This window comes from Kaistia algarum (genome assembly GCF_026343945.1).
Lineage (GTDB): Bacteria > Pseudomonadota > Alphaproteobacteria > Rhizobiales > Kaistiaceae > Kaistia > Kaistia algarum.
Map to the genome: position 1 here is coordinate 432,637 of NZ_JAPKNJ010000003.1, position 22,294 is coordinate 454,930.

21 protein-coding genes are annotated in these 22,294 nt (G+C 65.8%); 7 read left to right on the forward strand and 14 right to left on the reverse strand.

The annotated features are described in order from the left end of the window. Positions 1-80 precede the first annotated feature (80 nt). On the reverse strand, positions 81-1,208 hold the full coding sequence (locus tag OSH05_RS20340; protein WP_104217843.1) for an FAD-dependent oxidoreductase: 1,128 nt from the start codon (positions 1,206-1,208) through the stop codon (positions 81-83). An 83-nt stretch (positions 1,209-1,291) separates the two neighbouring features. Between OSH05_RS20340 and OSH05_RS20345 the strand changes: the two genes are divergently transcribed. Beyond that, positions 1,292-1,963 carry a TetR/AcrR family transcriptional regulator gene (locus tag OSH05_RS20345; RefSeq protein ID WP_266352870.1) on the forward strand — a complete coding sequence of 224 codons (672 nt, stop codon included), beginning with the start codon at positions 1,292-1,294 and terminating at the stop codon, positions 1,961-1,963. 17 nt (positions 1,964-1,980) lie between these two features. On the opposite strand, the gene OSH05_RS20350 is transcribed toward OSH05_RS20345, so the two are convergent. The 9 genes from OSH05_RS20350 to OSH05_RS20390 form a co-directional block, all read right to left on the reverse strand. Continuing rightward, positions 1,981-3,396 (reverse strand): allophanate hydrolase, encoded by a 1,416-nt coding sequence (locus tag OSH05_RS20350; protein ID WP_104217842.1) that lies wholly within the window; start codon positions 3,394-3,396, stop codon positions 1,981-1,983. A 171-nt stretch (positions 3,397-3,567) separates the two neighbouring features. Continuing rightward, positions 3,568-4,194 (reverse strand): cysteine hydrolase family protein, encoded by a 627-nt coding sequence (locus tag OSH05_RS20355; RefSeq protein WP_104217841.1) that lies wholly within the window; start codon positions 4,192-4,194, stop codon positions 3,568-3,570. Further along, a complete protein-coding gene (locus tag OSH05_RS20360; RefSeq protein WP_266352871.1) occupies positions 4,191-4,862 on the reverse strand; it encodes a cysteine hydrolase family protein in 672 nt (223 codons plus the stop codon). The genes OSH05_RS20355 and OSH05_RS20360 overlap by 4 nt, the downstream gene beginning before the upstream one ends. Positions 4,863-4,875: 13 nt before the next feature. Further along, a complete protein-coding gene (locus tag OSH05_RS20365; RefSeq protein ID WP_104217839.1) occupies positions 4,876-6,042 on the reverse strand; it encodes an ABC transporter ATP-binding protein in 1,167 nt (388 codons plus the stop codon). 147 nt (positions 6,043-6,189) lie between these two features. Beyond that, positions 6,190-6,930, reverse strand: coding sequence for a copper homeostasis protein CutC (locus tag OSH05_RS20370; protein ID WP_407660448.1), 741 nt, complete (start codon positions 6,928-6,930; stop codon positions 6,190-6,192). 2 nt (positions 6,931-6,932) lie between these two features. Continuing rightward, positions 6,933-7,844, reverse strand: coding sequence for an ROK family protein (locus tag OSH05_RS20375; protein ID WP_165801490.1), 912 nt, complete (start codon positions 7,842-7,844; stop codon positions 6,933-6,935). An 8-nt stretch (positions 7,845-7,852) separates the two neighbouring features. Further along, positions 7,853-9,016: an N-acetylglucosamine-6-phosphate deacetylase gene (nagA, locus tag OSH05_RS20380; RefSeq protein ID WP_104217836.1), complete on the reverse strand. Its 1,164-nt coding sequence runs from the start codon at positions 9,014-9,016 to the stop codon at positions 7,853-7,855. Positions 9,017-9,043: 27 nt separating this feature from the next. Continuing rightward, complete coding sequence (locus tag OSH05_RS20385) at positions 9,044-10,066, reverse strand: SIS domain-containing protein (RefSeq protein ID WP_104217835.1); 1,023 nt, start codon at positions 10,064-10,066, stop codon at positions 9,044-9,046. Positions 10,067-10,068: 2 nt separating this feature from the next. Continuing rightward, positions 10,069-10,833, reverse strand: a complete 765-nt coding sequence (locus OSH05_RS20390) for a GntR family transcriptional regulator (protein WP_104217834.1) — start codon at positions 10,831-10,833, stop codon at positions 10,069-10,071. A gap of 240 nt (positions 10,834-11,073) precedes the next feature. Between OSH05_RS20390 and OSH05_RS20395 the strand changes: the two genes are divergently transcribed. The 3 genes from OSH05_RS20395 to ettA all read left to right on the forward strand — a co-directional run bounded on the left by OSH05_RS20395 (position 11,074) and on the right by ettA (position 14,471). Next, positions 11,074-12,291, forward strand: a complete 1,218-nt coding sequence (locus OSH05_RS20395; protein WP_104217833.1) for an NAD(P)/FAD-dependent oxidoreductase — start codon at positions 11,074-11,076, stop codon at positions 12,289-12,291. A 4-nt stretch (positions 12,292-12,295) separates the two neighbouring features. Further along, positions 12,296-12,676 (forward strand): SEL1-like repeat protein, encoded by a 381-nt coding sequence (locus OSH05_RS20400; RefSeq protein ID WP_104217832.1) that lies wholly within the window; start codon positions 12,296-12,298, stop codon positions 12,674-12,676. A 142-nt stretch (positions 12,677-12,818) separates the two neighbouring features. Continuing rightward, entirely contained in the window at positions 12,819-14,471 is a 1,653-nt protein-coding gene (gene ettA, locus OSH05_RS20405; protein ID WP_104217831.1) for an energy-dependent translational throttle protein EttA, read from the forward strand. A gap of 438 nt (positions 14,472-14,909) precedes the next feature. Here the strand turns inward: ettA and OSH05_RS20410 are convergent, their stop codons facing one another. Then, positions 14,910-15,596 carry a hemerythrin domain-containing protein gene (locus OSH05_RS20410; RefSeq protein WP_104217830.1) on the reverse strand — a complete coding sequence of 229 codons (687 nt, stop codon included), beginning with the start codon at positions 15,594-15,596 and terminating at the stop codon, positions 14,910-14,912. Positions 15,597-15,737: 141 nt separating this feature from the next. Between OSH05_RS20410 and tam the strand changes: the two genes are divergently transcribed. After that, a complete protein-coding gene (gene tam / locus OSH05_RS20415; protein ID WP_104217829.1) occupies positions 15,738-16,517 on the forward strand; it encodes a trans-aconitate 2-methyltransferase in 780 nt (259 codons plus the stop codon). 3 nt (positions 16,518-16,520) lie between these two features. Here the strand turns inward: tam and OSH05_RS20420 are convergent, their stop codons facing one another. The 3 genes from OSH05_RS20420 to OSH05_RS20430 all read right to left on the reverse strand — a co-directional run bounded on the left by OSH05_RS20420 (position 16,521) and on the right by OSH05_RS20430 (position 19,893). Next, on the reverse strand, positions 16,521-17,159 hold the full coding sequence (locus OSH05_RS20420; protein ID WP_104217828.1) for a sugar-binding domain-containing protein: 639 nt from the start codon (positions 17,157-17,159) through the stop codon (positions 16,521-16,523). Positions 17,160-17,247: 88 nt separating this feature from the next. Continuing rightward, positions 17,248-18,819 (reverse strand): restriction endonuclease, encoded by a 1,572-nt coding sequence (locus OSH05_RS20425; protein ID WP_266352872.1) that lies wholly within the window; start codon positions 18,817-18,819, stop codon positions 17,248-17,250. 162 nt (positions 18,820-18,981) lie between these two features. Then, positions 18,982-19,893, reverse strand: coding sequence for a hydrogen peroxide-inducible genes activator (locus OSH05_RS20430; protein ID WP_104217826.1), 912 nt, complete (start codon positions 19,891-19,893; stop codon positions 18,982-18,984). Positions 19,894-20,046: 153 nt separating this feature from the next. Here OSH05_RS20430 and OSH05_RS20435 point away from each other — a divergent pair, with 153 nt between their 5' ends. Together OSH05_RS20435 and OSH05_RS20440 are read left to right on the forward strand one after the other, a co-directional pair. Then, positions 20,047-21,510, forward strand: a complete 1,464-nt coding sequence (locus OSH05_RS20435) for a catalase (protein WP_104217825.1) — start codon at positions 20,047-20,049, stop codon at positions 21,508-21,510. A gap of 59 nt (positions 21,511-21,569) precedes the next feature. After that, the gene (locus tag OSH05_RS20440; RefSeq protein WP_104217824.1) at positions 21,570-22,292 is read left to right on the forward strand and encodes a B3/B4 domain-containing protein; all 723 of its coding nucleotides are present in this window, start codon (positions 21,570-21,572) and stop codon (positions 22,290-22,292) included. Positions 22,293-22,294 lie beyond the last annotated feature (2 nt).

Below are 22,294 nucleotides of genomic sequence, written 5' to 3' on the forward strand. Positions count from 1 at the left end.
CCCCCGTTTCCAGATGATGCGGGGAGATTGACGCCCAGTCACGGCATGTACCTTGATCCGGATCAAGGATCGGCGTTGTCTTACGGCCGAGCGCTTGTAAAGAACTCGATGAGTCCGAAGGGCGCGCGATCGCCGAGGCATAGGTCGAGAATCTGCAGCGCGTCGGCGGCAGCTGCGGCACTGCGGGGGAACATCGCCGTCTCGTAGGCGGTGAGCGCCGCCTCGATGTCATTGGGATGGGCCAGGATCGCCATTCCAAGCTCGGCGCCGTCGAGCATGGCAAGATTCGCGCCTTCGCCCGCCGGCGCCGCCAGATGAGCGGCGTCCCCCACGAGCGTCACGCCGGCGACGCGGTCCCATCGGTGATCGACCGGCAGCGCATGGATCATGCGCAGCGTGGGCGGAAACTCGCCATCCGTGACCAGGGCGGTCAACGCCGGCGCCCAGCCACCGAATTCGGCCGCGATACGAATTCTCGTCGCCTCGGCATCGCCGAAGTCGATTGCGGTGAACCATTCGGCGGGTCGTTTCAGCGCGACATAGGTGTGGAGCGTGGCTGACGGCTCGCGATGCGCAAAGATCCCCTTTCCCGGGGCCATGGCGAACAAGGCTCCACCGCCGGCGGCTTCGGCCGACGCCGGATGCCGGGCATCAACGTCGTGCAGGAAGGTTTCGACGAAGGAAATTCCGACATATTCGGGCTTTGCTTGCGACAAGAGCGGACGGATTTTCGACCAGGCACCATCAGCGCCCACCAGCAGGCCGCTCCGCACGGTCGATCCATCGGCGAAAGTGACTTCGTGCAGGCCGCCGCCGAGGGGTCGGGCTTCGCTGACCTTGCGGCCCCATTGGATCGTCGCCTCGGGGAGCGAGCGAATCAGGATTTCGCGCAGCTCCCCACGGAGCACTTCGGGCCGGCCACCATTGCCGTCATCAGGCTGGTCGAGCAGCAGCGTTCCGCTCTTGTCCAGCACGCGGGACGCTTCGCCGCCCGGGTGGACGATCGCGCGAAACGCTTCGGTCAGCCCCGCCGTTTCGAGCGCGAACTGGCCGTCGGCCACGTGGATGTCGAGCATCCCGCCCTGCGTGCGGGCCATCGGCGAAGGCTCAGCCTCGTAGATCGTAGCGGCAATGCCGTGGATGTGCAGGACGCGGGCGAGGACAAGGCCGCCGAGGCCGGCGCCGATGATCGTGACCGGTATCGTCATCTGGATCTCCGATGATGAGATTGGAACGTCGTTCCATTGAGTCTCTATTGGAACATCGTTCCATTCATGTCAAGATGCGATCTATGACAAGCGGAGCCCAGCGCACTCAGAGGCGGTCACAAGCGCTTTCGAAGGAGAAGATCGTCGAGGCGGCGGTCGGGATCCTCGATCGCGACGGCGAGGACGGCCTGACTTTCCGTGCGCTTGCGGCTCGCCTCGCCACCGGCAGCGGGGCGATCTACTGGCATGTCGCGGACAAGAACGAGCTGCTCGCTGCAGCGGCCGACGAGGTCATGGCCGGCGTGATGGTTGGGGGGGCCGAAAGTGCCGACCCGCGAGAGGCGATCCGCACCTTTGCCCTCGGCGTGTTCGATGCAATCGATGTGCATCCCTGGGTGGGCGCTCAGATCTTCCGCGAGCCGTGGCGTCCGGTCACGCTCGGCATGTTCGAGAGGATCGGTCGGTGGGTGCAGGCGCTTGGCGCTCCCGAACACTCGCTCTTCGGCTGCGCTTCGGCGCTGGCGAACTACATTCTCGGCGTCGCCGCGCAGAATGCCGCCAATGCGCGCCTGCATGTCGCCGGCACTGACCGGTCAGCCTTCCTCTCCATGGTGGCGGAGCGGTGGACGGAGCACGATCCCGCCCAATTTCCGTTCGTGCATCGGATCGCGGCGAAGATGCGCGATCATGACGACCGCGAGCAGTTCCTCGCGGGTATCGATCTCCTTCTCGCGGGCATCGGAACCATCCGATAGCGGCCGCTCTTCTCAGATCAGTCCGGCAGCGAATTGCCCGTCGCGCCGAGCGTCAATCCCGTCCGCTTCTGGAAGGCTGCCGCATAGCTCGCCGCCTTCGCGTCCTGCCAGGTCGGGGCCAGGAAAGTGACGCCTTGCGGCAGGCCGTCGGGACGGAAGCCGTTCGGTACGGCGACGCCGCAAAGGCCCATCAGATTGACGAAATTCGTATAGATGCCGAGTTGGGCATTGAGGCGGATCGGATCGGCGAGGATCTCGTCTTTGCGGTAGATCGTCGGTGTCGTCGGCACCAGCAGCACATCGATATCGGTCCAGGCGGCGCGGGTGTCGCGCTTCAGCGCCGCGACACGGTGCATGGCGGCGAACACATCCTTGGCGCTGTAGTCGGAACTGGTTTCCAGGATCTGCAGCGTCACCGGGTGGATGACGTCGCGGTATTTTTCGACGACGCTATCCATCGCGATGGCCCGCTCGGCGATGAACGGCCCGCCATAGAGCAGCTTCTGCGTCTCCTCAAACGGCGTGAAATCAACCTCGACCCGCGTGCCGCCCATCGCTTCCAGCCGGGCGATCGCTGTATCGAAGAGCTTAGCCGCCTCCACGTCACCGAAGAAGCGCAGCGCGGCGCCGGCCGGGACGCCGAAACGGAAGCGCGGCGGGATCGGGCCGACGACGAGGTCTACCTGATCGGCTTCCGGCTTCGAGAATTCGTAGGCCGGATCGTAGCCGGCCATGCGCTTGCCGACGGTGACGGCGTCCTCGACGGTGAGCGCGAAGACGGTCATCGTCTCGGCGCTCTTCAAGCTGCCGCCGCCGGAGACGGCGGAATTGGAGATGAGGCCCGGCGTTGGTTTCAGGCCGACAATGTTGTTGAAGGCGGCCGGAACGCGTCCCGAGCCGGCGGCGTCGTTGGCGACCGAGAACGAGACCAGCCCGGCACCGACCGAGACGCCCGAGCCCGAGCTCGATCCGCCGGAGATGAAGTCCTCGTGGAATACTGAAGAGCAGGCGCCATAGGGCGTCCTGACGCCCACAAGACCGATGCCGAACTGGTCCATATTGACCTTGCCGAGGCAGAGCGCACCGGAATCGAGGAGGCGCTGCATCGACTGGCCGGTCGTCTCGGGAACATAGGCCATCTGCGGCAGGGCGTTGGTCGTCGGCATGCCGGGCACGTCGTTGCAATCCTTGACCGAGAACGGAATGCCCCAGAGCGGATCTTCCGTCGGCCCGGCTTGCTCCAGCTTGGCGGCCTGGGCAAGCAGGCTGTCGCGCGGCGCCAGATGAATCCAGACATGGTCGTCGCCGCGCGCGGCGATGCGGTCATAGACGGCGTCGACCACCGCGCTCGGCGTCAGCGAGCCGTTGCGATAGAGCCGGCCGAGCGTCGTGAGGTCGAGCGAGCCGGTGGCGGTAGACCAGGGCAGTGTCATCGTGGTTTCCGAGCTCCATCCTTCACCTCCCCCTGAGGGGGAGGTCGACGGCCAAAGGCCGGCGGGAGAGGGTTTAGGGAATTCTCCGGAGAGGCCGTAAACCCTCTCCCGGCACTACGCGCCGACCTCTCCCTCAGGGAGAGGTGAAGCAATGCGAGATGGTCACGCGTCTTAGCCGATCGCGCCCTGCAACACGGCGATCGTCGTCGTCGTGCCGAACAGGCCCGAGCCGAAGCGGGTGATGTTGAGGATCGAATCCTTGGCGCCGGGCAGATCGGTCGTGGTGCCGTCTTCCAGCAGCAGCGATTCCAGGCCGATATCATTGGCGGCGCGCATCGTTGCGTGCACGGAGCCCTCCGTGCGCAGGCCCGCGAAGACGAGATTGGCGATGTGCCGCTGCTCGATCAGGAAGTTCAGATCCGTGCCGAGAAAGGCGTTGTCGCCGGCATGCTCGATCACCGGTTCGCCGGCCAGCGGCGCCAGCGCCTCGACGATTTCCCAGCCCTCGCTGCCGCGCGGCAGGATGCGGTCAACAGGACGGGCATCGTTTCGGGCTGCGAGCACGCGCGGCAGGCCGACCAGTGGATCGAAGCCGCGGCGGCCATGCAGCACAAAGCCACCGGTCTCGCGCCAGGTGGCGAGCAGGGGAGCAAGCCCCGCAACGACACCTTCGGCCTTGGTCTCCGCGACCGGCTCGGATTGAAAATCGACGAGAAACAAGGCCGTGTCGGCGAAGCTCCACGCGCCCGTGTAGGGCCAGGCATAGGGCCGCGACTGGATCGATGCGAAGGCGCTCATCGCGAAGCCTCGGCGATCCTGGCGGCAATGTCCTCGGCCGTCGCCTCGGCGCCCCAGCGCCCGCCATGGGCGGCGAGCACGGCCAGCATGCCGTCATGATTGGCCTTCTCCACGGCGGCGGTGCCGTCCGTGACGAGCAGGCAGTCATAACCAAGGTCGGCGCCGTCCCGCAGCGTCGACTGCACGCAGCAATCCGAGGTCACACCGGCAATGATCATCGCCTCGATGCCGCGGGCGCGCAGGATGTTGTCGAACTCGGTCGCGTGAAACGAACTCTTGCCGGGCTTGTCTACGACGATCTCATTCGCTTCCGGATAGAGTTCGGGGATGATGTCGTGACCCGGCTCGCCGCGCGTCAGGGCGCGGCCGAGATTGCTCGGATCGCCGATGCCGACGCCATGCGTCCGGCTGCGCCAGCGCTTGACCGGGTTCAAGTCCGAGAGGTCCGGGCGATGGCCCTCGCGGGTGTGGATGATCGTCATGCCGGCCGCCCGCGCCGCCATCAGCAAGGTCGCGATCGGGCCGATCGGCTCTCTTGTATTGGCGGTGCTCTGGCCGAGACGATCGATCCAGCCATCGGGACCGCAGAAATCGGTCTGCATGTCGATGACGACGAGAGCGGTGCGCGACAGATCGAGCGGGCCGTTGATCGGCCAAGGGAGAGTCATGTCGGTCATTCCCTCAGCCGACGATCGCCTTCTCGGTCTTCGCGTCGAAGACGTGGATGCGTGTCGGGTCCACAGTGAGGCCGATGCGGCTGCCGCTTTTGATCGAGAGCGTCCCGTCGAGCACGGCGCGAGGCCGGGTGCGGGCGCTCGACATCTCGTCCTTGTCCTCCGGCAATCCGGCCGAGACGACCGAAGCGCCATCGAGGTCGACATGGACGAGGAGATTGGCGCCGAGATCTTCGACAAAGGCGACATGGCCGCAGAGCAGTCCCGGCTCGCCCGGACGATCCTCAGCCAGGTGGAAGGCTTCAGGCCGGATGCCGGCCACGATCGCGTCGCCGACATGGGCGCGCAGCGCCGGCCGTGCGGCCAGAGCCGCGGCGTCGATCGGAAGGACCAATTGTCCGAGCTTGAGGGACAAGGCATCGCCTTCGCCGGTGATGTGGCCGGCGAGGAGGTTCATCGGCGGCGAACCGATGAAGCCGGCGACGAAGAGATTGGCCGGTGCATCATAGAGCGTGCGCGGCGCGGCGAGCTGTTGCAGCAGGCCCTTGTTCATGACGGCGACCCGGTCACCCATCGTCATCGCCTCGATCTGGTCGTGCGTGACATAGACGGTGGTGACGCCGGTCATCTTCTGGAGGCGGGCGATCTCGGCGCGCATCTGGCCGCGAAGGCGCGCATCGAGATTGGAAAGCGGCTCGTCCATGAGATAGGCCTTGGGCGAGCGCACGAGCGCCCGTCCCATGGCGACACGCTGGCGCTGGCCGCCGGAGAGCTTGCCCGGCTTGCGCTGCAGATAGTCCGAGAGTTCCAGCAGCTGCGCGGCTTCCGCGACCTTCTTGCGGATCTGTTCCTTGTCCTCGCCGCGCACCTTCAAGCCGAAGGCGATGTTGTCCGCGACCGTCAGATGCGGATAGAGGGCGTAGGATTGGAACACCATCGCGATGTTGCGGTCGCGCGGGGCGAGGTCGTTGGCGATCTGGCCGTCGATCAAGAGGTCGCCGTCGGAAATTTCCTCGAGGCCGGCGATCATCCGGAGCGCCGTCGACTTGCCGCAGCCGGAAGGGCCGACGAGCACGAGAAATTCGCCGTCCGCGATCTCCAGATCGAGGGCGTTCACTGCGAGTTGGCCGTCGTCATAACGCTTGCTGACGCGGTTGAAAACGATCTGCGCCATGGATCCTTTTGGAGCCCTGTTGCTATGAATTTCTGGCTCTTCCAGCATCGAACCTGCCATGGCGGCGGAGGCGATGTCAAAGAAGCAACCTGCTGAAATTCTCGTCAGATTCACCGTCCAGACCGGCCGATGATCGATTGTATGCAATCAGGCGGGGGTGTTTTCGAACGTTCGGATGGCGGCGACGAGATCAGCCACCTCCGTCTCCGATGTGGCGGGCGCCGTCGGGCCGGACGCGAAACCGAGGCGAACGGCCTCCGGCGCTTCGATCCGGCTGCCGGTCCGGCAAGAGGCGTGGACCTCGTATGCGCCGGTCGCCGCGAGGATACGGGTTACGTTCCGGGAGCGAACACCGGAGCCGGGCATGACCGAAATTCGCGCGCCGGCATGGCGCACGAACTCGGCAACGCGCATCCGGTTGTCCTCGGCCGTGCCGGGGCCCCCGGAGGAAAGGACGCGCTCGAAGCCGAGACCGACGGCAATGTCGATCGCCTCGAACGGGTCCGGCGCGGCGTCGAAGGCCCGGTGCAGCGTGGCGCCGAGGCCCTTGGCATGGGCCATGAGATGAAACAGCGCTTCGGCATCCAGTCGCCCGCCCTGTTCGCAGGCGCCGATCGCGATGCCGGCGAGGCCGGCCGAGCGCACCGCGTCGATCTCGCGGCGCATCTGGTCGAAATCGGCCGGCGAATAGACAAAATCGCCCTCACGCGGGCGGATCATGGCGTAGACGGGGATCGCGGCCTTGGCGGCGATCCGCATCAGGCCGGGTGACGGCGTCAGGCCGCCCAGCGACAGCGCGGCGCAAAGTTCGATCCGGTCGGCCCCGCCGGCCATCGCCGCGGCAAGTCCCTCGGCACTTTCGACGCAGATCTCGACCGTAACACCCACGCTCACGCCTCCTCCAATGCCTCGGCTGCCAGCATGGCCGCGCCGATCAAGCCGCTGGCGCCGCGGGTCGCGCCCGGTACGACGAGCGGCGCCTCGTAGCGGGCCAGAATGCGCGAGCGAACCGCCGCGTCGATACGGGATACCAGTTTCGTCTCCGCCGAGAGCCCGCCGCCCACGGGGATGACCGAGGGGCCGAGCGTGTTGACGATCATGGAGAGCGGCGCGCTCAGGAGGTCGACGTAGACCTCGATGGTGCGTTCGGCCGCCGCGTCGCCCGCATGCCAGGCGGTGGTGATCGCCTGACGCGGCAGCTTCGCGCCGGAAAGCCCCTCATGGATATATTCGAGGCCGCGCGCCGAGCCATAGACATCGACGCAGCCGACCTGGCCGCAGCCGCAGGCGACGACGGGAATTCCGCGCAGCCGCACCGAATCGGCCAGTACCGGTCCATGGCCCCATTCGCCGGTGACGCCGTGCGCGCCGCGAACCATGCGCCCGCCGATCACAACACCGCCGCCGACCCCCGTGCCGAGGATCACGGCGAAGATGATCGGCAGGCCCTTGCCGACGCCGACCTTGGCCTCGGCGAGCGCGAAGCAATCGGCGTCATTGCCGACGCGTACGGGAATGCCGAGACGTTCCGCCAGCCCGGCTTCGACGCGCTGGCCGGTAATCGAGGGGATATTGGCGGCGTTGGCGATGCCGGTCGCCGGATCGACCGTGCCGGCGATCGACAGGCCGACCGAGCGCGCCCCGCCGGCCCGCTCGAACAACGTGGCGACCGAATCGGCGAAGTCGTTCCAGCCCGTATGGGGCGTCGGCAGCGTCGCGCGGTCCGTGACGGCACCATCGGCAGCGACACGGGCGATCTCGATCTTGGAGCCGCCTATGTCGAAGGCGAGAATATCCGGCATCATGTCTCTCAGGCGAGCGGTTCGAAGGTCTGTCGCACGCCCCCGATATAGACGTCTTTTGCCGAGAGGTCGTCACCGAGCCAGACGAAATCGGCCCGCGAGCCGGGCGCGATGCGGCCATGGGTTCGATCGATGCCGAGGAACTGCGCCGGATAGAGCGTCGCCATGCGCAGGGTCTCGTCGAGCGACAGGCCGACCACGCGCGTCATGAAACGGATGGCGCCGATCATGTCGAGATCCGAGCCGGCGAGCGTGCCGTCTTCGAGCGTCAGCTTGCCGCCGGCCCGCTGGATGACGCGGCCGTTTAGCTCGAACTGCGTAAGCGCCGAGCCGACCGTCGACATCGCATCCGTCACCAGATAGACGCGGCCCGGCGCGCGCTTGGCGCGAAGGGCGTTGGCGATCGCCGCCGGATGGACGTGGAAACCGTCGGCGATCAGGCCGCACCACGCGTCCGGGCTGTCGAGCGCGGCGCCGACGACGCCGGGCAGGCGATGGCCGAGCTGGCTCATGGCGTTGAAGAGATGCGTGATGCCGCGCGCGCCGGCCGCGAACGCCGCCGAGGCGACCTCATAAGACGCATCCGAATGGCCGATCGCGACATGGACCCCGCCCGCCGTGAGCCGCGCGATCTGCGCCGGCGGCACGGTCTCGGCGGCGACCGTGGTCAGCACGTGGTCGATGCCGGTCGTGGTGAGGCGTTCGATATCGGCCTCGTCCATCGGCCGGATCAGCGCCGGATCATGCGCGCCCTTGCGCGCGACCGACAGATGCGGTCCCTCGATATGGATGCCGAGGCAGCCGGGCACGCCGGCATCGATCGCTTCGCGGACGGCGTTGATCGCCGCCTGCGTCACGGCGGGCGTATCGGTGATCAGCGTCGGCAGCAGCGCCGTCGTACCGTAGCGGGCATGGGCGCGGCAGATGGTGCGCACGCCATCGACGGTAAGGGCGCTGTTGAGCAAAGCGCCGCCGCCACCATTGACCTGCAGGTCGACGAAGCCGGGGGCGAGCAGCCCGCCGGACATCTCGATGCGCCTTGCGTCCTCTGGCAGTTCGCCGGGCGCGAGGATGGCGAGGACGCGGCCATCCTCGACGAGGATCGCGGCATCGGTGAGACGGCGGGCGCCGTCGAAGAGTTCGTCGCTGAGGAACGCGATCCGGTTCGTCATGCTGTTGGCTTTCCTGGTTCGGAGCGGTCAGACCGTTTCCGTGACCTTCTTCAAATTGCGCGGCTGGTCGGGATTGTAGCCGCGCGCGACGGATACGGCCTCGACCAGCCGGTAGAAGGAGAGGACGATCGAGATCGGATCTGTGAGCGGATGACCGGTCGATGCGATCGGCAGGCGCGGTCCCGCGACGTCGGCGGCGGTGGCCGAGAAGATCGTGGCGCCGCGCGCATGCAGGGCGTTGGCGGTCGCGACCAGGCTCGGGGTCGCGGCATCTTCCGGAATGAAGGCGAGCAGCGGAAAGAACTCGTCGACCAGCGAGACCGGACCGTGCTGCAATTCGGCGCCGGAATGGGCCTCTGCGTGGAGGATCGCCGTCTCCTTGAGCTTCAGCGCGGCCTCCAGCGCCATGGCGAAGCCGGGACCCCGGCCGATCGTGTAGAGCGACTTGGCGCCGACGATGGTCTCCAGCGCCGGGCTCCAGTCGCAGGCGAGCGCCGCGTCTAGGCGGTCGGGCAGGGCCGCGATGGCGGCCTTGAGGCGGCTGTCCTCGCGCCATTCGGCGAGGATGGCGATGGCCGCGACGGCGGCGGTGATGAACGACTTGGTCGCCGCGACGCTCTTCTCCTGGCCGGCGCGCAGCGGCACGAAGCTGTCGGCCATTTCGGCGAGCGGGGCGTCCTCGACATTGACGAGCGCGATCGTCTTGGCGCCGGCCGAACGGGCCGCGTCGAAAAGCGCGAGGAGGTCGGGACTCTTGCCGGATTGCGAGACGGCGAGCGCGGCGGCACCCGCAAGGCGCAGCGGCGCATGATAGATCGAGGCCACAGACGGCCCGAGCGAGGCGACCGGCACGCCGGCTGTGATCTCGCAGGCATATTTGAAGAAGGTCGCGGCGTGGTCCGACGAGCCGCGCGCGCAGGTGACGATCACCTTGGGATCGAGCGCGCGAAGCCGTGCGCCGGCCTCCGCGATCGATTCGCGCGAGCCGGAAAGCAGACGGCGGACGGCTTCCGGTGTTTCGTCGATTTCGGCGCGCATCAGCGTCGTCATGGTCAATTTCCTTCTTTCGGATCAGGTCGGAGTTCGGCGACGAAGTCATAGGCGTCGCCTCGATAATGCGAGCGGGTGAATTCAACCACGCGCCCATCGGCGAGATAGGCGATCCGCTCGATCGCGAGGATGGCGCCGCCGGGCGGGATGCCTAGCAGGCGGGCGTCGCCCTCGTCGGCATTTTCAGCGTTCAGGCGCTGCACGGCCCGGACGGGACGGAGGCCGGCGGCGGTGAGCGTGTCGTAAAGCGACCCTTCGAAACGGGCGGGGTCGGGAAGAAAGCGGGCGGGCAGCAGCGAGCGTTCGACGGCCATCGGCTCACTATCGGCAAGCCGCAATCGGTGCAGCCGCGTCACGCGCTCGGTCGGCGGCAGGCCGAGCATCATCGCCTCCGCCGAGGTGGGCATGCCAACCGAACGCATCATCCAAATGGCCGTCGCCGTTAGCCCGCGAGAGCGCATGTCCTCGGTGAAGGAAGAGAGGCCCGACAGCGGCAGCTCGAATCGGCGGGTGGCGCCGGCGACGAAGGTTCCGGAGCCGCGGCGCTGGCGCAGCAAGCCCTCAGCGACCAAACCCTGGATCGCTTTTCGAACCGTGACCCGCGATATGCCGAGCGAGGCGGCAAATTCGCGTTCCGCCGGCAGCGTGGCGTTCGGCGCCAGCGTCCCGGATGCAACCGCGGACCGGATCATCGCTTGCAGACGGAGATAGAGCGGGCCTCGCTCGTCTCCGGCGAGGCGGTCCGGCGTCAACAGGAACTCGGTCATCGGCTGGTCACAGCTTGTGCAGGGGCGGGAACGCAGGTCCCGATCGGAAGAACCGAGCAATAATACCAAACACAGTCCATTAGCAAGACGTTCTGCCAAAAAAGCAGCATCTGGCGTTATTTGGTCGATATGGTCCTATTTTGGTATTGTATTGGCATGGCAAACGGAAGCCGCTGACACGGGTCTTGCATCCACGCCCGGCCGGATGCGACTGTCGCGCCGAACGTTCAGGGTATTTCCATGCAGAACATCGCGATCATCGGCGGCGGCCATGCCGGTGCCCAGGCGGCGGCGAGCCTCCGTGCGGACGGCTTCGACGGTCGTCTCGTCTTGGTTTCGGCCGAGAACGAGCTGCCCTATCACCGCCCGCCGCTCTCCAAAGCCTTCATCAAGGGCGAGGATGACGCGACGCAGGAATTGCGGCCGGCGCTTTTCTACGAGAAGAACGGCGTCGAGCTCCTGCTCGGACGCACGGTGGAAGCCATCGACCGCGATGCGGGGCGGCTGGTTCTCGACGATGGCGAATTGCCCTTTGACGGCCTGGTGCTGGCAACCGGTGCCCGCGTGCGGGTCCCTCCAGTGCCGGGCATCAATATGGCGAATGTCTTCCTGCTGCGCACCGTTGACGATGCGCGGCGGCTGAAGCAACGCCTCGCCGAGGCGCACGACGTCGTCGTGGTCGGCGGCGGCTTCATCGGCCTCGAACTCGCCGCGACCGCCCGCATCCTCGGCAAGACCGTGACCGTGCTGGAGGCCGCGCCTCGGCTGATGGGCCGCGTCGTCGCGCCCGCGATTTCGGCCTATTTCCTCGACCTCCACCGGACGCTTGGCGCCACCGTCCGGCTGGAGACGCCGGTCGCCTCGCTGGTCGGCGAGAACGGGGCGGTCGTTGCCGTCGAAGCGGCGAGCGGCGAGCGCATTCCCGCCGATACGGTGATCGTGGGCGTCGGCGTCGTTCCGAATATCGAAATTGCCGAAGCCGCCGGTCTGCATGTTGCCAACGGTATCGTCGTCGACGAGGCCATGCGGACCTCCGATCCGCGCATCGTCGCGGCGGGGGACGCGGTATCCTTTCATCACTGGGCGCTCGGCCGGCCGGTGCGGCTCGAAAGCGTGCAGAACGCCGTCGATCAGGCGAAGACGGCGAGCGCGACGCTGCTCGGCAAGGCCCAGCCCTATCGCGCCGTGCCGTGGTTCTGGTCCGACCAGGGCGACGCGAAACTCCAGATGGTCGGCCTTTCGATGGACGCCGATTCGAGCGTTCCGCGCGGCGATCCGGCAAGCGGCAGCTTCTCGGTTTTCCACTATCAGGGCGACCGGCTCGTCGCGATCGATTCAGTCAACCGCGCCACCGACCACATGCTCGGCCGCCGCTGGCTCGCCGCCGGCTTCTCGCCGCCGCGCGAGGCGGTGGCGGATGAGAGCGTGGATCTGAAGACCGTGATGCCGAAGGTTTGAGACGATGAGCTTTGTTTCCGAGATCGACGAGCGGCTGGAGCCGATCCTCTACCTGATCGAGGAGGATCCGGAACGGGGCATGGCTCAGCTCAGGTCGCTCGCAGAGGAGGGGCACCCCGGCGCCATCGAGACTCTGGGCCTCCATCTCTCCTTTGCAGGTGAAGACGAAGCTGCGATGGAATTCCTGCTCGCGGCTGCCGGCTTCGGCAGTGGTTTAGCCGCATGGAACTTGGCGATGGTCGCCAACCAGAGGGGCGATCGACAGGACGTGAAGCGCTGGATCGATCGTTCAGCGATACTCGGAAATGAAGATGCCGTCGACGTTCAGTCGCTCGCCTACGACGTCGAGGCTCATCTCGCCAAGGAGCGAGGGGAGGACATCTAGGCATCGTCCTCCATGCGCTCCATCGCATCGCATGCGCCCATGTGCCGTTTACATTGCTCCGCCGCATCGGTTCGACTAGAAGAACGCCAACCCATTTCCCATATCCCGCTGTCCCGCTTGCGGGCGGCATCGGAGCGAATTCATGGCGCGGCAGTTCGTCTATTTCATGCAGGGTCTTTCCAAGTCCTATCTGGGCGGCAAGAAGGTCCTCGATAACGTCCATCTTTCCTTCTATCCGGACGCCAAGATCGGCGTGCTCGGCCCGAACGGGTCGGGCAAGTCGACGCTTCTGAAGATCATGGCGGGGCTCGACAAGGATTTCACCGGCGAGGCCTGGGTCGCGCCGGGCGCGACCGTCGGCTATCTGCCGCAGGAACCGCATCTCGATCCGACCAAGACGGTGTTCGAGAACGTCATGCTGGGTCTTTCCAAGAAGACGGCGGTCCTGGAGCGCTACAACGAACTGATGATGAACTACTCCGACGAGACCGCGGAGGAGGGTGCCAAGCTCCAGGACATCATCGACAGCCAGAACCTCTGGGATCTCGAATCGCAGGTCGAGATGGCAATGGAGGCGCTCCGCTGCCCGCCGAGCGATTCAGCCGTCGACAATCTTTCGGGCGGCGAGCGCCGCCGCGTTGCCCTGTGCCGCCTGCTGCTTGAGGAGCCGGACCTGCTGCTCCTCGACGAGCCGACCAACCATCTCGACGCCGAATCGATCAACTGGCTCGAAAAGCACCTGCGCGAATATCCCGGCGCCATTCTGATCGTCACCCACGATCGCTACTTCCTCGACAATGTCACCGGCTGGATTCTCGAGCTCGATCGTGGCCGCTCGATTCCCTATGAGGGCAACTACTCGGCCTATCTGGAGAAGAAGGCGAAGCGTATGGCGCAGGAGGGCCGCGAGGAGGCGACCCGCCAGCGCGCGCTGGCCGAAGAGCGCGAATGGATCGCCGCCTCGCCGAAGGCCCGCCAGTCGAAGTCGAAGGCGCGTATCCGCGCCTATGACGAACTGGTCGAGCGCTCGCAGGAGAAGACGCTGTTCAATTCGCAGATCGTCATTCCGGTCGGCGAGCGGCTCGGCGACAAGGTTCTGGAGATCGACAATCTCTCCAAGAGCTATGGCGACCGCCTGCTGATCGACAATCTCTCCTTCCGGTTGCCCCCGGGCGGCATTGTCGGTGTGATCGGCCCGAACGGCGCCGGCAAGTCGACCTTGTTCAAGATGATCACCGGCGAGGAGAAGCCGGATTCCGGCACGATCTCGCTCGGCGACACGGTTCATCTCGGCTATGTCAACCAGGGCCGCGACGATCTCGGCTCGAACAAGACGGTCTGGGAGGAAATCTCCGGCGGCGCCGAAGTGTTCTATCTCGGCAAGAAAGAAGTGAATTCGCGCGCCTATTGCGGCTCGTTCAACTTCAAGGGTGGCGACCAGCAACAGAAGGTCGGCTCGCTCTCGGGCGGCCAGCGCAACCGCGTCCACCTCGCCAAGCTGCTGAAGGACGCCAACAACGTCATCCTGCTCGACGAGCCGACCAACGACCTCGATACCGAGACGCTGTCGGCGCTGGAAGAGGCGCTGGAGGATTTCGCCGGCTGCGCCGTGATCATCAGCCACGATCGCATGTTCCTCGACCGCCTCGCCACGCACATCCTCGCCTTCGAGGGCGACAGCCATGTCGAGTGGTTCGAGGGCAATTTCGCCGATTACGAAGAAGACAAGAAGCGCCGCCTCGGCCCGGACGCGGTCAATCCGCACCGCATCAAGTACAAGCCGCTGACGCGGTAGCAGGGCCAATGGCATTCGTCGGCGCCGCACAGGGGCGCCGACGAGCTATATCTGGACTTCTCGTGTAAGCCCTTATTTGGCTTGCCAAATGCGAACGAGCGACCCCTCTGCGCCGGGAAGGAGGCGCGGATGGATCGCTCGTCGCCCCACCGGCTCTGCCGGTTTGGGCTTTGCCGTCCGGGCGGACGACATTCGAATGAGCAGCGGACGACCCCACCTGGGTCTAGGGGGGCAGGGGCAGAGCCGTCCGCTCTTCCTCAGCCACGGATGGCCGAGGGTCTCGGGAGCCGCACTGTCTCGCGCCCATGGGGCGTCGAGAGGCTGCGGCGTGTCTCGTGGCGGAAAGAAAATCCGGGTCCTTCGGTCTGGAGGTCCATGGGATCGTCCGGTTCTTCCCGCCTGGCGCTGCGGTGGGGTGCCCGCCGCGCTTTGTTAAACTCAGACTATGCGCACCCGGTTCCGTCGTCTGTGACGGACGTCACAGGACGACGGGCTCCGAGATGCCTTCCGCATTTCGGCTTCGACTTGGCGCTCCGCCAGGGCGAAGAAAGCTGCGGTACAGGCGTGAAAAGCCAGATCCGCGAGATCGGCCCTCTCACGTCTCGTTCCCAGCGGCTTCGATGCGGATATTGCGGACCGGCGCGGCTCCACGTCTTGCGTGCTGTGTATCGCCCGTTCGGCTGCGAACAACGCCATGGGGTGGAAGTGGTTGGCGAGGGCTGGCGTCGCGACTCGCTCTTCGTCGGTCTGGTGACGTCGGCAATCGGCGATTAGCGCTGCGGTACTGCGAAGCACAGCCCGGTGAGCCTCTCCCCTGGCAGAATCCGGGGCGGCCCGCCGCGCGACAATGCCTCGCATGATTTCCGCGATGCGCGTCTCCATCTTGCCATGCTGCCGGTCCAATCGATCCGCCGTCGTGGGATCGGCGATCCGCAGCATCGGTTGCAGACATGCGGCTTCGCTCTCGCCCTGGGAATCGACGAAATCGGCGAAATGGTTCAAGGCTGCGTTGGCGCCATCCGAGGCCGCGTCGTCGGCGGCACTGATCGCGGAAATGAGCCATGCCAGCCGGCGGCGAAGAGCAATATGAGACGATCCGTATAGATCCGGAAAGGTTGCATGCATCGAAGCCTCCCGCCTCGTTCGCAGCACTATCCAATAGCAGTCTAGATCAACGCGCCCTGTGATGTCCGTCACAACATCGGCATCAACAGACTCTACGGAACACCAGAATTGTTGCACGGTTCGAGCAAAGGAGCGATTCGAATGACTACGGCGTCCTGGTCGGCCAGCCAGTATGTGAAATTCGAGGATGAAAGGACACGGCCGGCCCGGGATCTTCTGGCTCAGGTGCGGCTGAGCGGGCCTGTGCGGATCGCCGATCTCGGCTGCGGTCCCGGCAATTCGACCGAATTGCTCGCCGAGCGCTGGCCCGGGGCGGATCTGACGGGAATCGATTCGGCGCCAGATATGCTGGCGGCGGCGCGCTTGCGCCTGCCGGATTGTCGCTTTGCCGAAGCTGACCTTGGGGCGTGGACGCCCGAGGCGCCGTACGACCTGCTCTTCGCCAACGCGGTCTTCCAGTGGATTCCCGATCACGTCGCCGTATTGCAGCGGCTGTTCGCGGCGCTGCCCTCCAGCGGCGTCCTAGCCGTGCAGATGCCGGACAATCTCAGTGAGCCGACACATCGTCTGATGGAGGCGGTCGCGCGCTTGCCGGCCTTTGCCGAGGCGTTCTCCGGTCAGGAACTGCGCCGGCCGGCTCTGCCGGAACCGAGGGACTATTTCGACGCGCTGATGCCCTGGGCCGCCCATGTCGATGTCTGGCACACGGTCTACAACCACCCGCTCGCCGACGCGGCCGCGATCGTCGAGTGGGTGAAGGGGACGGGGCTCCGTCCCTATCTCGGCGCGGTTCCCGAGCCGATGCGCCCGGATTACCTGGAGGCCTATCGCGAGGCGATCGCTGCAGCCTATCCGCCGATGGCCGACGGGCGCGTGTTGCTGCGCTTCCCGCGACTGTTCATCGTCGCCGTGCGAGGCTGATCGTCAGGCCGACAGTTCCAGCAGCCGCCGCGCGGCCTGCTCGTCCGTGACCAGCGTATTGCATCGGATGCGCGTGCGCGCGGCGAGGATTGCCGCGGTGCGGTCGCGGCCACCGGTCCGGAGGACAATGTGGCGGGCACGGGCGATGGTGTCGAGGCCGATCGACATGACGCGCTCATACAATGGATGGTCGACGCTGCGGCCCTCCGCGTCTAGGAAGTTGCACATCATGTCGCAGCCGCAGCCGCCTTCGGCCAGTTCCCGAAGTTCCTCCGCCCATATCAGGCTGCGTGACAACGACGTCGCCGACGCCCCGATGTCGCCAACGCTGACGACGGCGAGATCGAGCGTCGCGGCGATGCTCTCCAGCCGATCGAGACCGCAGCGTGTCAGCAGGCGCTCCTTTGTATCGGCCGAATCGACCAGCAGCGGCGCGGGAAACAGGAAGCACTCGGCGCCGAGCGGGCTCGACAGGCGCCAGGTGAATTCGAGCTGGATGCCCAGATCAACCAGTTCGCTCTCGCCTTCGGCGATCCAGATCTGCACTTCGGCCCGCTTCAGTGCCTCGTCGAGCAGCTTGACCGCGGCGGTGCGGGCGAGGCCGAGCCGGTCGGCAATGTCCTTCTTGAACGACGCGAGCATGCTCTCGAATTCGCGCCCGCGGCCACGATCCGATCCTCCCGAGGTGGGTTCCAGAAGGCCGTGACGGAGGCTTCGATCGGTTTCGAAGTCAGTCGCGATCCGCGTCGTCGCTTTCCGGTTCGGGCCCTAGCCGGGCGAGCAGCGCCAGTCCGTAGCCGTCGATGAGTTCGATGGGCTGGGTCTGGGCGCGTTCGAGGGCGGGGAGGTCGAAGCCGCCTTTCGCCATCAGGATGCCGCGCACCGCGCCGCTGGCCGCGAACGAATCCAGAAAGGCGTTCACGATCTCGACGCCGACCAGTCCGGCGTTCGGCAGCCCGCCGATCAGGACCTTGCCGCCCAGCACAGGATGCTCGTCGAAAGCAACGAAGCGGAGTGCCGCGTCTGACCCATGGCGATGGATCGAACGGAAACCAAGCGTGCGCAGCAGATCCGAGAGGAGGATGTCAAACGCCGCCGGATCGTCCGCATCGGGGCCGCTCGCCGCCGCTAGCGGGAGAGCGACCAGCGGCGTCACCGCCGGATCCTCGTCGGTCGGTCGCGAGAGCAGGGCCCCGAGCGGACGGAGCGCGGCGCGCGGATCGGAATCGCGAAGGTCGGCGCGGGCAAACTCCGCGGCGTTCGTCAGGATCGACACCACGCATTTCCGGTCCGCCGGGGTGCCTCCGGACTTTGCCCGCACAAAGCCGTTATAGACGACCGCTCTGACAGGCAGTCCGTCGGTGGCGCCGAATATCTCGTGGAGGCTGCGCAGCGCGATCCGGCCGAGGAGGTTCTGGTAGACGAATTTGCGGTCGATGCCGCGCATCGGCACCGGGACGATCTGGTTGCTCGACTGGATATATTGGACGTCGGTCTCCCGCGGCACGATGTCGACATCCGGCAGTTCCGCCTCAACGATCAGGAGGCCGGTATCGGCGTCGAAGCCGATCTCGAAGGCGTCCGGAAATCCCTCCGGATAGAGCGAACGCTCCAGCGTCAGGGCGACATAGACGGCGATCGCTTCGGCGTCGCCGGCCTCGATCTCGCGGCCCATCGCCTCGATCTCGCGGTTGCGCCAGAGCTGCTTGGTCAGGAAGGACTCGTGATGGCTTTCCTGCGCGACCTCCCAGGCGGTCAGATTCTCGAGCCGCCGCCGCTCCCGTTCTGCCCATTCGTGCTCGGCCGCAAGGCGGGCCAGCCGGACTGGCTCATCCTCTGCCTCGGCCCATCGGCCGCGGCCCAACGGCATCAGCGCCGCGAGGCTCCAGGCGCGTTCTTCCCGTTCGGGCCGAAGCCCCAGAGGAGGCCGCGCAGTTGGCTCGACGAGTTCAGGGGGCGGGGGGAGGAGAAGCGGCGCATTGGTCAGCCGCAGATCTTCGAGAAAGACCGTGCGCCGCTCCGCGAGAGCCTCGGTGAGAATCGTCTCGATAGCGCGCCAGCGCTCGCGCAGCTGGCCTGCCTGTTCTCCGGCCTCGTGCTGCTTCTCTCGGACGAAGAGTTCCTTCTCCTGGCGCGTATCCTCCAACCGTCGCATGCCGGGGATGATGCGAAGGCGGATGGCCTCGCGCTCCGCCTTCAGGCGGAGGCGGAATTCGGCAGCCTCGATCCGCGCTGATTCGGCCGCCTCGCGCTTCGCTTCCCTGTCGGCGAACCTGAGCCGCCGGACGGCCTGCCGGGCCATCGCGAGTCCGATGCTGCCGAGTCTGTGGTCATGCGGCAACGGCCCCCTCCGGTCGCCTGCGGTCCCTGGAGGCAGTCGGCATTCCGACCGCCTCATTCTCGTCATAGTAGATCAGTTCGGGTGATTCGTATCGAGAATCGCCGTTCCCCGCAAAGGGTTGGCTCAAAGGCCTATAGTGTTCCCGACCGAGCCTATCGTCTGGGTCAGGAGATCGCCGAAAGCATTGAAATCGTGCTGGCGCGAGGAGGATGCGCGCCACACGAGCCCGATGTCGCGCGAGGGCTCCGGCGCTGCGAATCGGGTCAATGCGATGCGCTTGTCGCGCGCCTCGATCTCGACGCAGATCTCCGGGAGCAGCGTCACGCCATAGCCATTCGCGACCATCTGCATGATCGTTGAAAGGCTGGCGGCGCCGAAGCCGCTCATCCGGCCGGATCGCGCAATGCCACAATAGCGCAGCGCCTGTTCGCGGAGGCAATGCCCTTCCTCCAGCAGCAGCAGCCGCTCGGGCGAGATCGCCTCCGGCGTGGCAAGCCGGATCGCGGTCTCGCCGCTGCCTGCCTTCGAAGCGAGAAGGAAGCGGTCCTTGAACAGCTTGCGGCTGTCGAGCCCAGGTTCGCCTGCCGGCAGCGCCATCAACACGAGGTCGAGATGGCCCTGAAGCAGTTCGTCGACCAGCTGGTCGGTGCGCGTCTCGCGGAGTTGCAGCTCCAGTGCCGGATAGGTTTCCTGGACCTTCGGCAGCACGCGTGGGAGCAGATAGGGCGCGACGGACGGGATGACGCCGAGCTTCAGCGATCCCGAGAGCACCGAGCCACCGTGACGGGCGAAATCGGTGAGATCGCGCACGTCGCCCAGGATCCGCAGGCCCCGGCGTGCAATCTCGGCGCCTTTGGCGGTGAGCGCCACGCGGCGTGTGGCGCGCTCGATCAACGGCAGGCCGAGAATCCCTTCCATCTCGCGGATCTGCTGCGACAGAGCGGGCTGGGAAATGCCGCATTCGTCGGCGGCGCGGCCGAAATGCAGGTGCCGGGCGACGGCTTCGAAATAGCGCAACTGGCGGAGGGTGATCATCACTACGATAATTTGATCGAGATCAATATCGATAAGCTATTCTTATCGCTTCCTGCATTCAATATGATTGGAACCGATCTAAAGCGCATGGCATGTTCACGCCATGACGAAGCGGCGCTCTAAAGCAGCTGCGATACCCCTAAGGAGGGCGCCATGACGGACAAACTCACGACGACGGCCGGAGCGCCGATTGCCGACAACCAGAACACGCTCACGGCCGGCGAACGCGGGCCGGTGTTGCTGCAGGATTGGCAACTGGTAGAGAAGCTGGCGCACCAGAACCGCGAACGCATCCCCGAGCGCGTCGTCCACGCCAAGGGCTGGGGCGCGCATGGCACGCTGACGGTCACGCATGACATCTCGCGCTATACGAAGGCGAAGTTGTTCGGCGAAATTGGCAAGAAGACGCCGATGATCGCCCGCTTCTCCACCGTCGCCGGCGAACAGGGCGCGGCCGATGCAGAGCGCGACGTGCGCGGCTTCGCGCTGAAATTCTATACCGAGGACGGCAACTGGGATCTCGTCGGCAACAACACGCCGGTCTTCTTTGTCCGTGACCCGCTGAAGTTCCCCGATTTCATCCACACGCAGAAGCGCCATCCGAAGACCAACCTCCGCTCGCCGACGGCGATGTGGGATTTCTGGTCGCTGTCGCCGGAGAGCCTGCATCAGGTGACGATCCTGTTCTCGGATCGCGGCCTGCCGCAGAATGTGCGCCACATGCATGGCTTCGGCTCTCACACCTTCTCGTTCATCAACGCGCAGGACGAGCGTTTCTGGGTCAAGTTCCACTTCAAGTCGCTGCAGGGTATCCAGAACTGGACGAATGATGAGGCCGCCGGCGTCGTCGGCAAGACTCGCGAATCGACGCAGGAAGATCTCTTCGGCGCCATTGAGCGCGGCGATTTCCCGCGCTGGCGCTTCGCCGTGCAGATCATGCCGGAAGCCGACGCCGACAAGACGCCGTACAATCCCTTCGACCTGACCAAGGTCTGGCCGCATGGCGATTATCCGCTGATCGATGTCGGCGTACTGGAACTGAACCGCAACGCCGACAACTACTTCACCGAGATCGAGCAGGTCGCCTTCTCGCCGTCCAACATCATCTCGGGTATTGGCTTCTCGCCGGACAAGATGCTGCAGGCGCGGATCTTCTCCTATGCCGACGCGCATCGCTATCGTCTCGGCACGCATTACGAGGCTCTGCCCGTCAATGCGCCGAAGGTGCCGGTTCACAATTACCACAAGGACGGGTCGATGCGCTTCTTCCCGCCCGCAACCCCCAATGACGCCTATTACGAGCCGAACTCCTTCTCTGGCCCGAAGGAAGATCCGCGCTTCAGCGAGCCGCCGCTGAAGATCTCGGGCGATGCCGACCGCTACAATCATCGCGTCGGCAATGACGACTATAGCCAAGTCGGCAATCTCTTCCGCCTGATGTCGGCCGACCAGAAGAAGCAGCTCTTCGGCAATATCGCCGCGGCGATGCAGGGCGTTCCGGTTGAAATCATCAACCGGCAGATCGTTCATTTCTACCGCGCCGATCCCGAATATGGCATTGGCGTCGCAGCGACGCTCGGCCTGCCGACGGAAGGCCTCGCCGCGGCGGCGGAGTAGGCTTCCCACAGAACTCGACACTTGCTAGGACGCGGTCTTCCGAGAGGGAGGCCGCGTCTTTGCACATAGACATTTCCGAACTCGCCGAGACTTTCCCCGATTTCCGTGTCGCAGTGGTCCTTTTCGAGGATCTAGACATCCGGGACGTGCGGTCAGATGCCCTCGCAGCCGAGATGGCGACGCGCGAAGCGGAGGTTCGGGCACGCTTCGGCGGTATCGAGCTCTCCGAGATCCCCGGCATCGCCGCGTGGCGGCGGGCCTACCGTGCCTTTGGCATCAAGAAGACCAGCTATCGCTCCTCGGTGGAGCGGCTGGTGAAAAATGTGCTCGCCGATCGGCCGCTCCCGGCGATCAACGGCTTCGTCGACGCCTATAATGCCGTGTCGCTCGCTCATGTGTTGCCGATCGGCGCTGACGACCTGGACAAGCTCGTCGGCGATATCGCTTTTCGATATTCGCGCCCCGGCGACAGCTTCCTCGACATGGCGGGCGGCGAGGAAGGCGAGGGCGGCGCGCCGGCCGACGATCCGCCGAAGCAAGGCGAAATCGTCTATGCCGATGGCGAGAAGGTGCTCTGCCGGCGCTGGAACTGGCGTCAGGATGCTCGCTCGCTGGTCGGTCCGGCGACGCGGCAGGCGGTCGTGACCATCCAATCCAACGGGGTGGGCGATGTCGAGGCTGCGGCCCGCGATCTGGTCGCCTGGATCACGCGCGAATGCGGGGGAAGCGGCCGTATCGTCCTTGCCGAACGGGGCCGGCCGATCGCCGATCTCGATCCATAGGC

Coding starts and splice junctions, on each gene's coding strand:
- OSH05_RS20385 (WP_104217835.1), bottom strand. CDS start 10,066: ATGACGACGCTGATGCGCGCCGAAATCGACGAAACACCGGAAGCCGTC.
- OSH05_RS20360 (WP_266352871.1), bottom strand. CDS start 4,862: ATGACTCTCCCTTGGCCGATCAACGGCCCGCTCGATCTGTCGCGCACC.
- tam (WP_104217829.1), top strand. CDS start 15,738: ATGACTACGGCGTCCTGGTCGGCCAGCCAGTATGTGAAATTCGAGGAT.
- OSH05_RS20375 (WP_165801490.1), bottom strand. CDS start 7,844: ATGCCGGATATTCTCGCCTTCGACATAGGCGGCTCCAAGATCGAGATC.
- OSH05_RS20395 (WP_104217833.1), top strand. CDS start 11,074: ATGCAGAACATCGCGATCATCGGCGGCGGCCATGCCGGTGCCCAGGCG.
- OSH05_RS20365 (WP_104217839.1), bottom strand. CDS start 6,042: ATGGCGCAGATCGTTTTCAACCGCGTCAGCAAGCGTTATGACGACGGC.
- OSH05_RS20390 (WP_104217834.1), bottom strand. CDS start 10,833: ATGACCGAGTTCCTGTTGACGCCGGACCGCCTCGCCGGAGACGAGCGA.
- OSH05_RS20430 (WP_104217826.1), bottom strand. CDS start 19,893: ATGATCACCCTCCGCCAGTTGCGCTATTTCGAAGCCGTCGCCCGGCAC.
- OSH05_RS20400 (WP_104217832.1), top strand. CDS start 12,296: ATGAGCTTTGTTTCCGAGATCGACGAGCGGCTGGAGCCGATCCTCTAC.
- OSH05_RS20350 (WP_104217842.1), bottom strand. CDS start 3,396: ATGACACTGCCCTGGTCTACCGCCACCGGCTCGCTCGACCTCACGACG.
- OSH05_RS20420 (WP_104217828.1), bottom strand. CDS start 17,159: ATGCTCGCGTCGTTCAAGAAGGACATTGCCGACCGGCTCGGCCTCGCC.
- OSH05_RS20435 (WP_104217825.1), top strand. CDS start 20,047: ATGACGGACAAACTCACGACGACGGCCGGAGCGCCGATTGCCGACAAC.
- OSH05_RS20340 (WP_104217843.1), bottom strand. CDS start 1,208: ATGACGATACCGGTCACGATCATCGGCGCCGGCCTCGGCGGCCTTGTC.
- OSH05_RS20410 (WP_104217830.1), bottom strand. CDS start 15,596: ATGCATGCAACCTTTCCGGATCTATACGGATCGTCTCATATTGCTCTT.
- OSH05_RS20345 (WP_266352870.1), top strand. CDS start 1,292: ATGACAAGCGGAGCCCAGCGCACTCAGAGGCGGTCACAAGCGCTTTCG.
- nagA (WP_104217836.1), bottom strand. CDS start 9,016: ATGACGAACCGGATCGCGTTCCTCAGCGACGAACTCTTCGACGGCGCC.
- OSH05_RS20425 (WP_266352872.1), bottom strand. CDS start 18,819: ATGGCCCGGCAGGCCGTCCGGCGGCTCAGGTTCGCCGACAGGGAAGCG.
- ettA (WP_104217831.1), top strand. CDS start 12,819: ATGGCGCGGCAGTTCGTCTATTTCATGCAGGGTCTTTCCAAGTCCTAT.
- OSH05_RS20355 (WP_104217841.1), bottom strand. CDS start 4,194: ATGAGCGCCTTCGCATCGATCCAGTCGCGGCCCTATGCCTGGCCCTAC.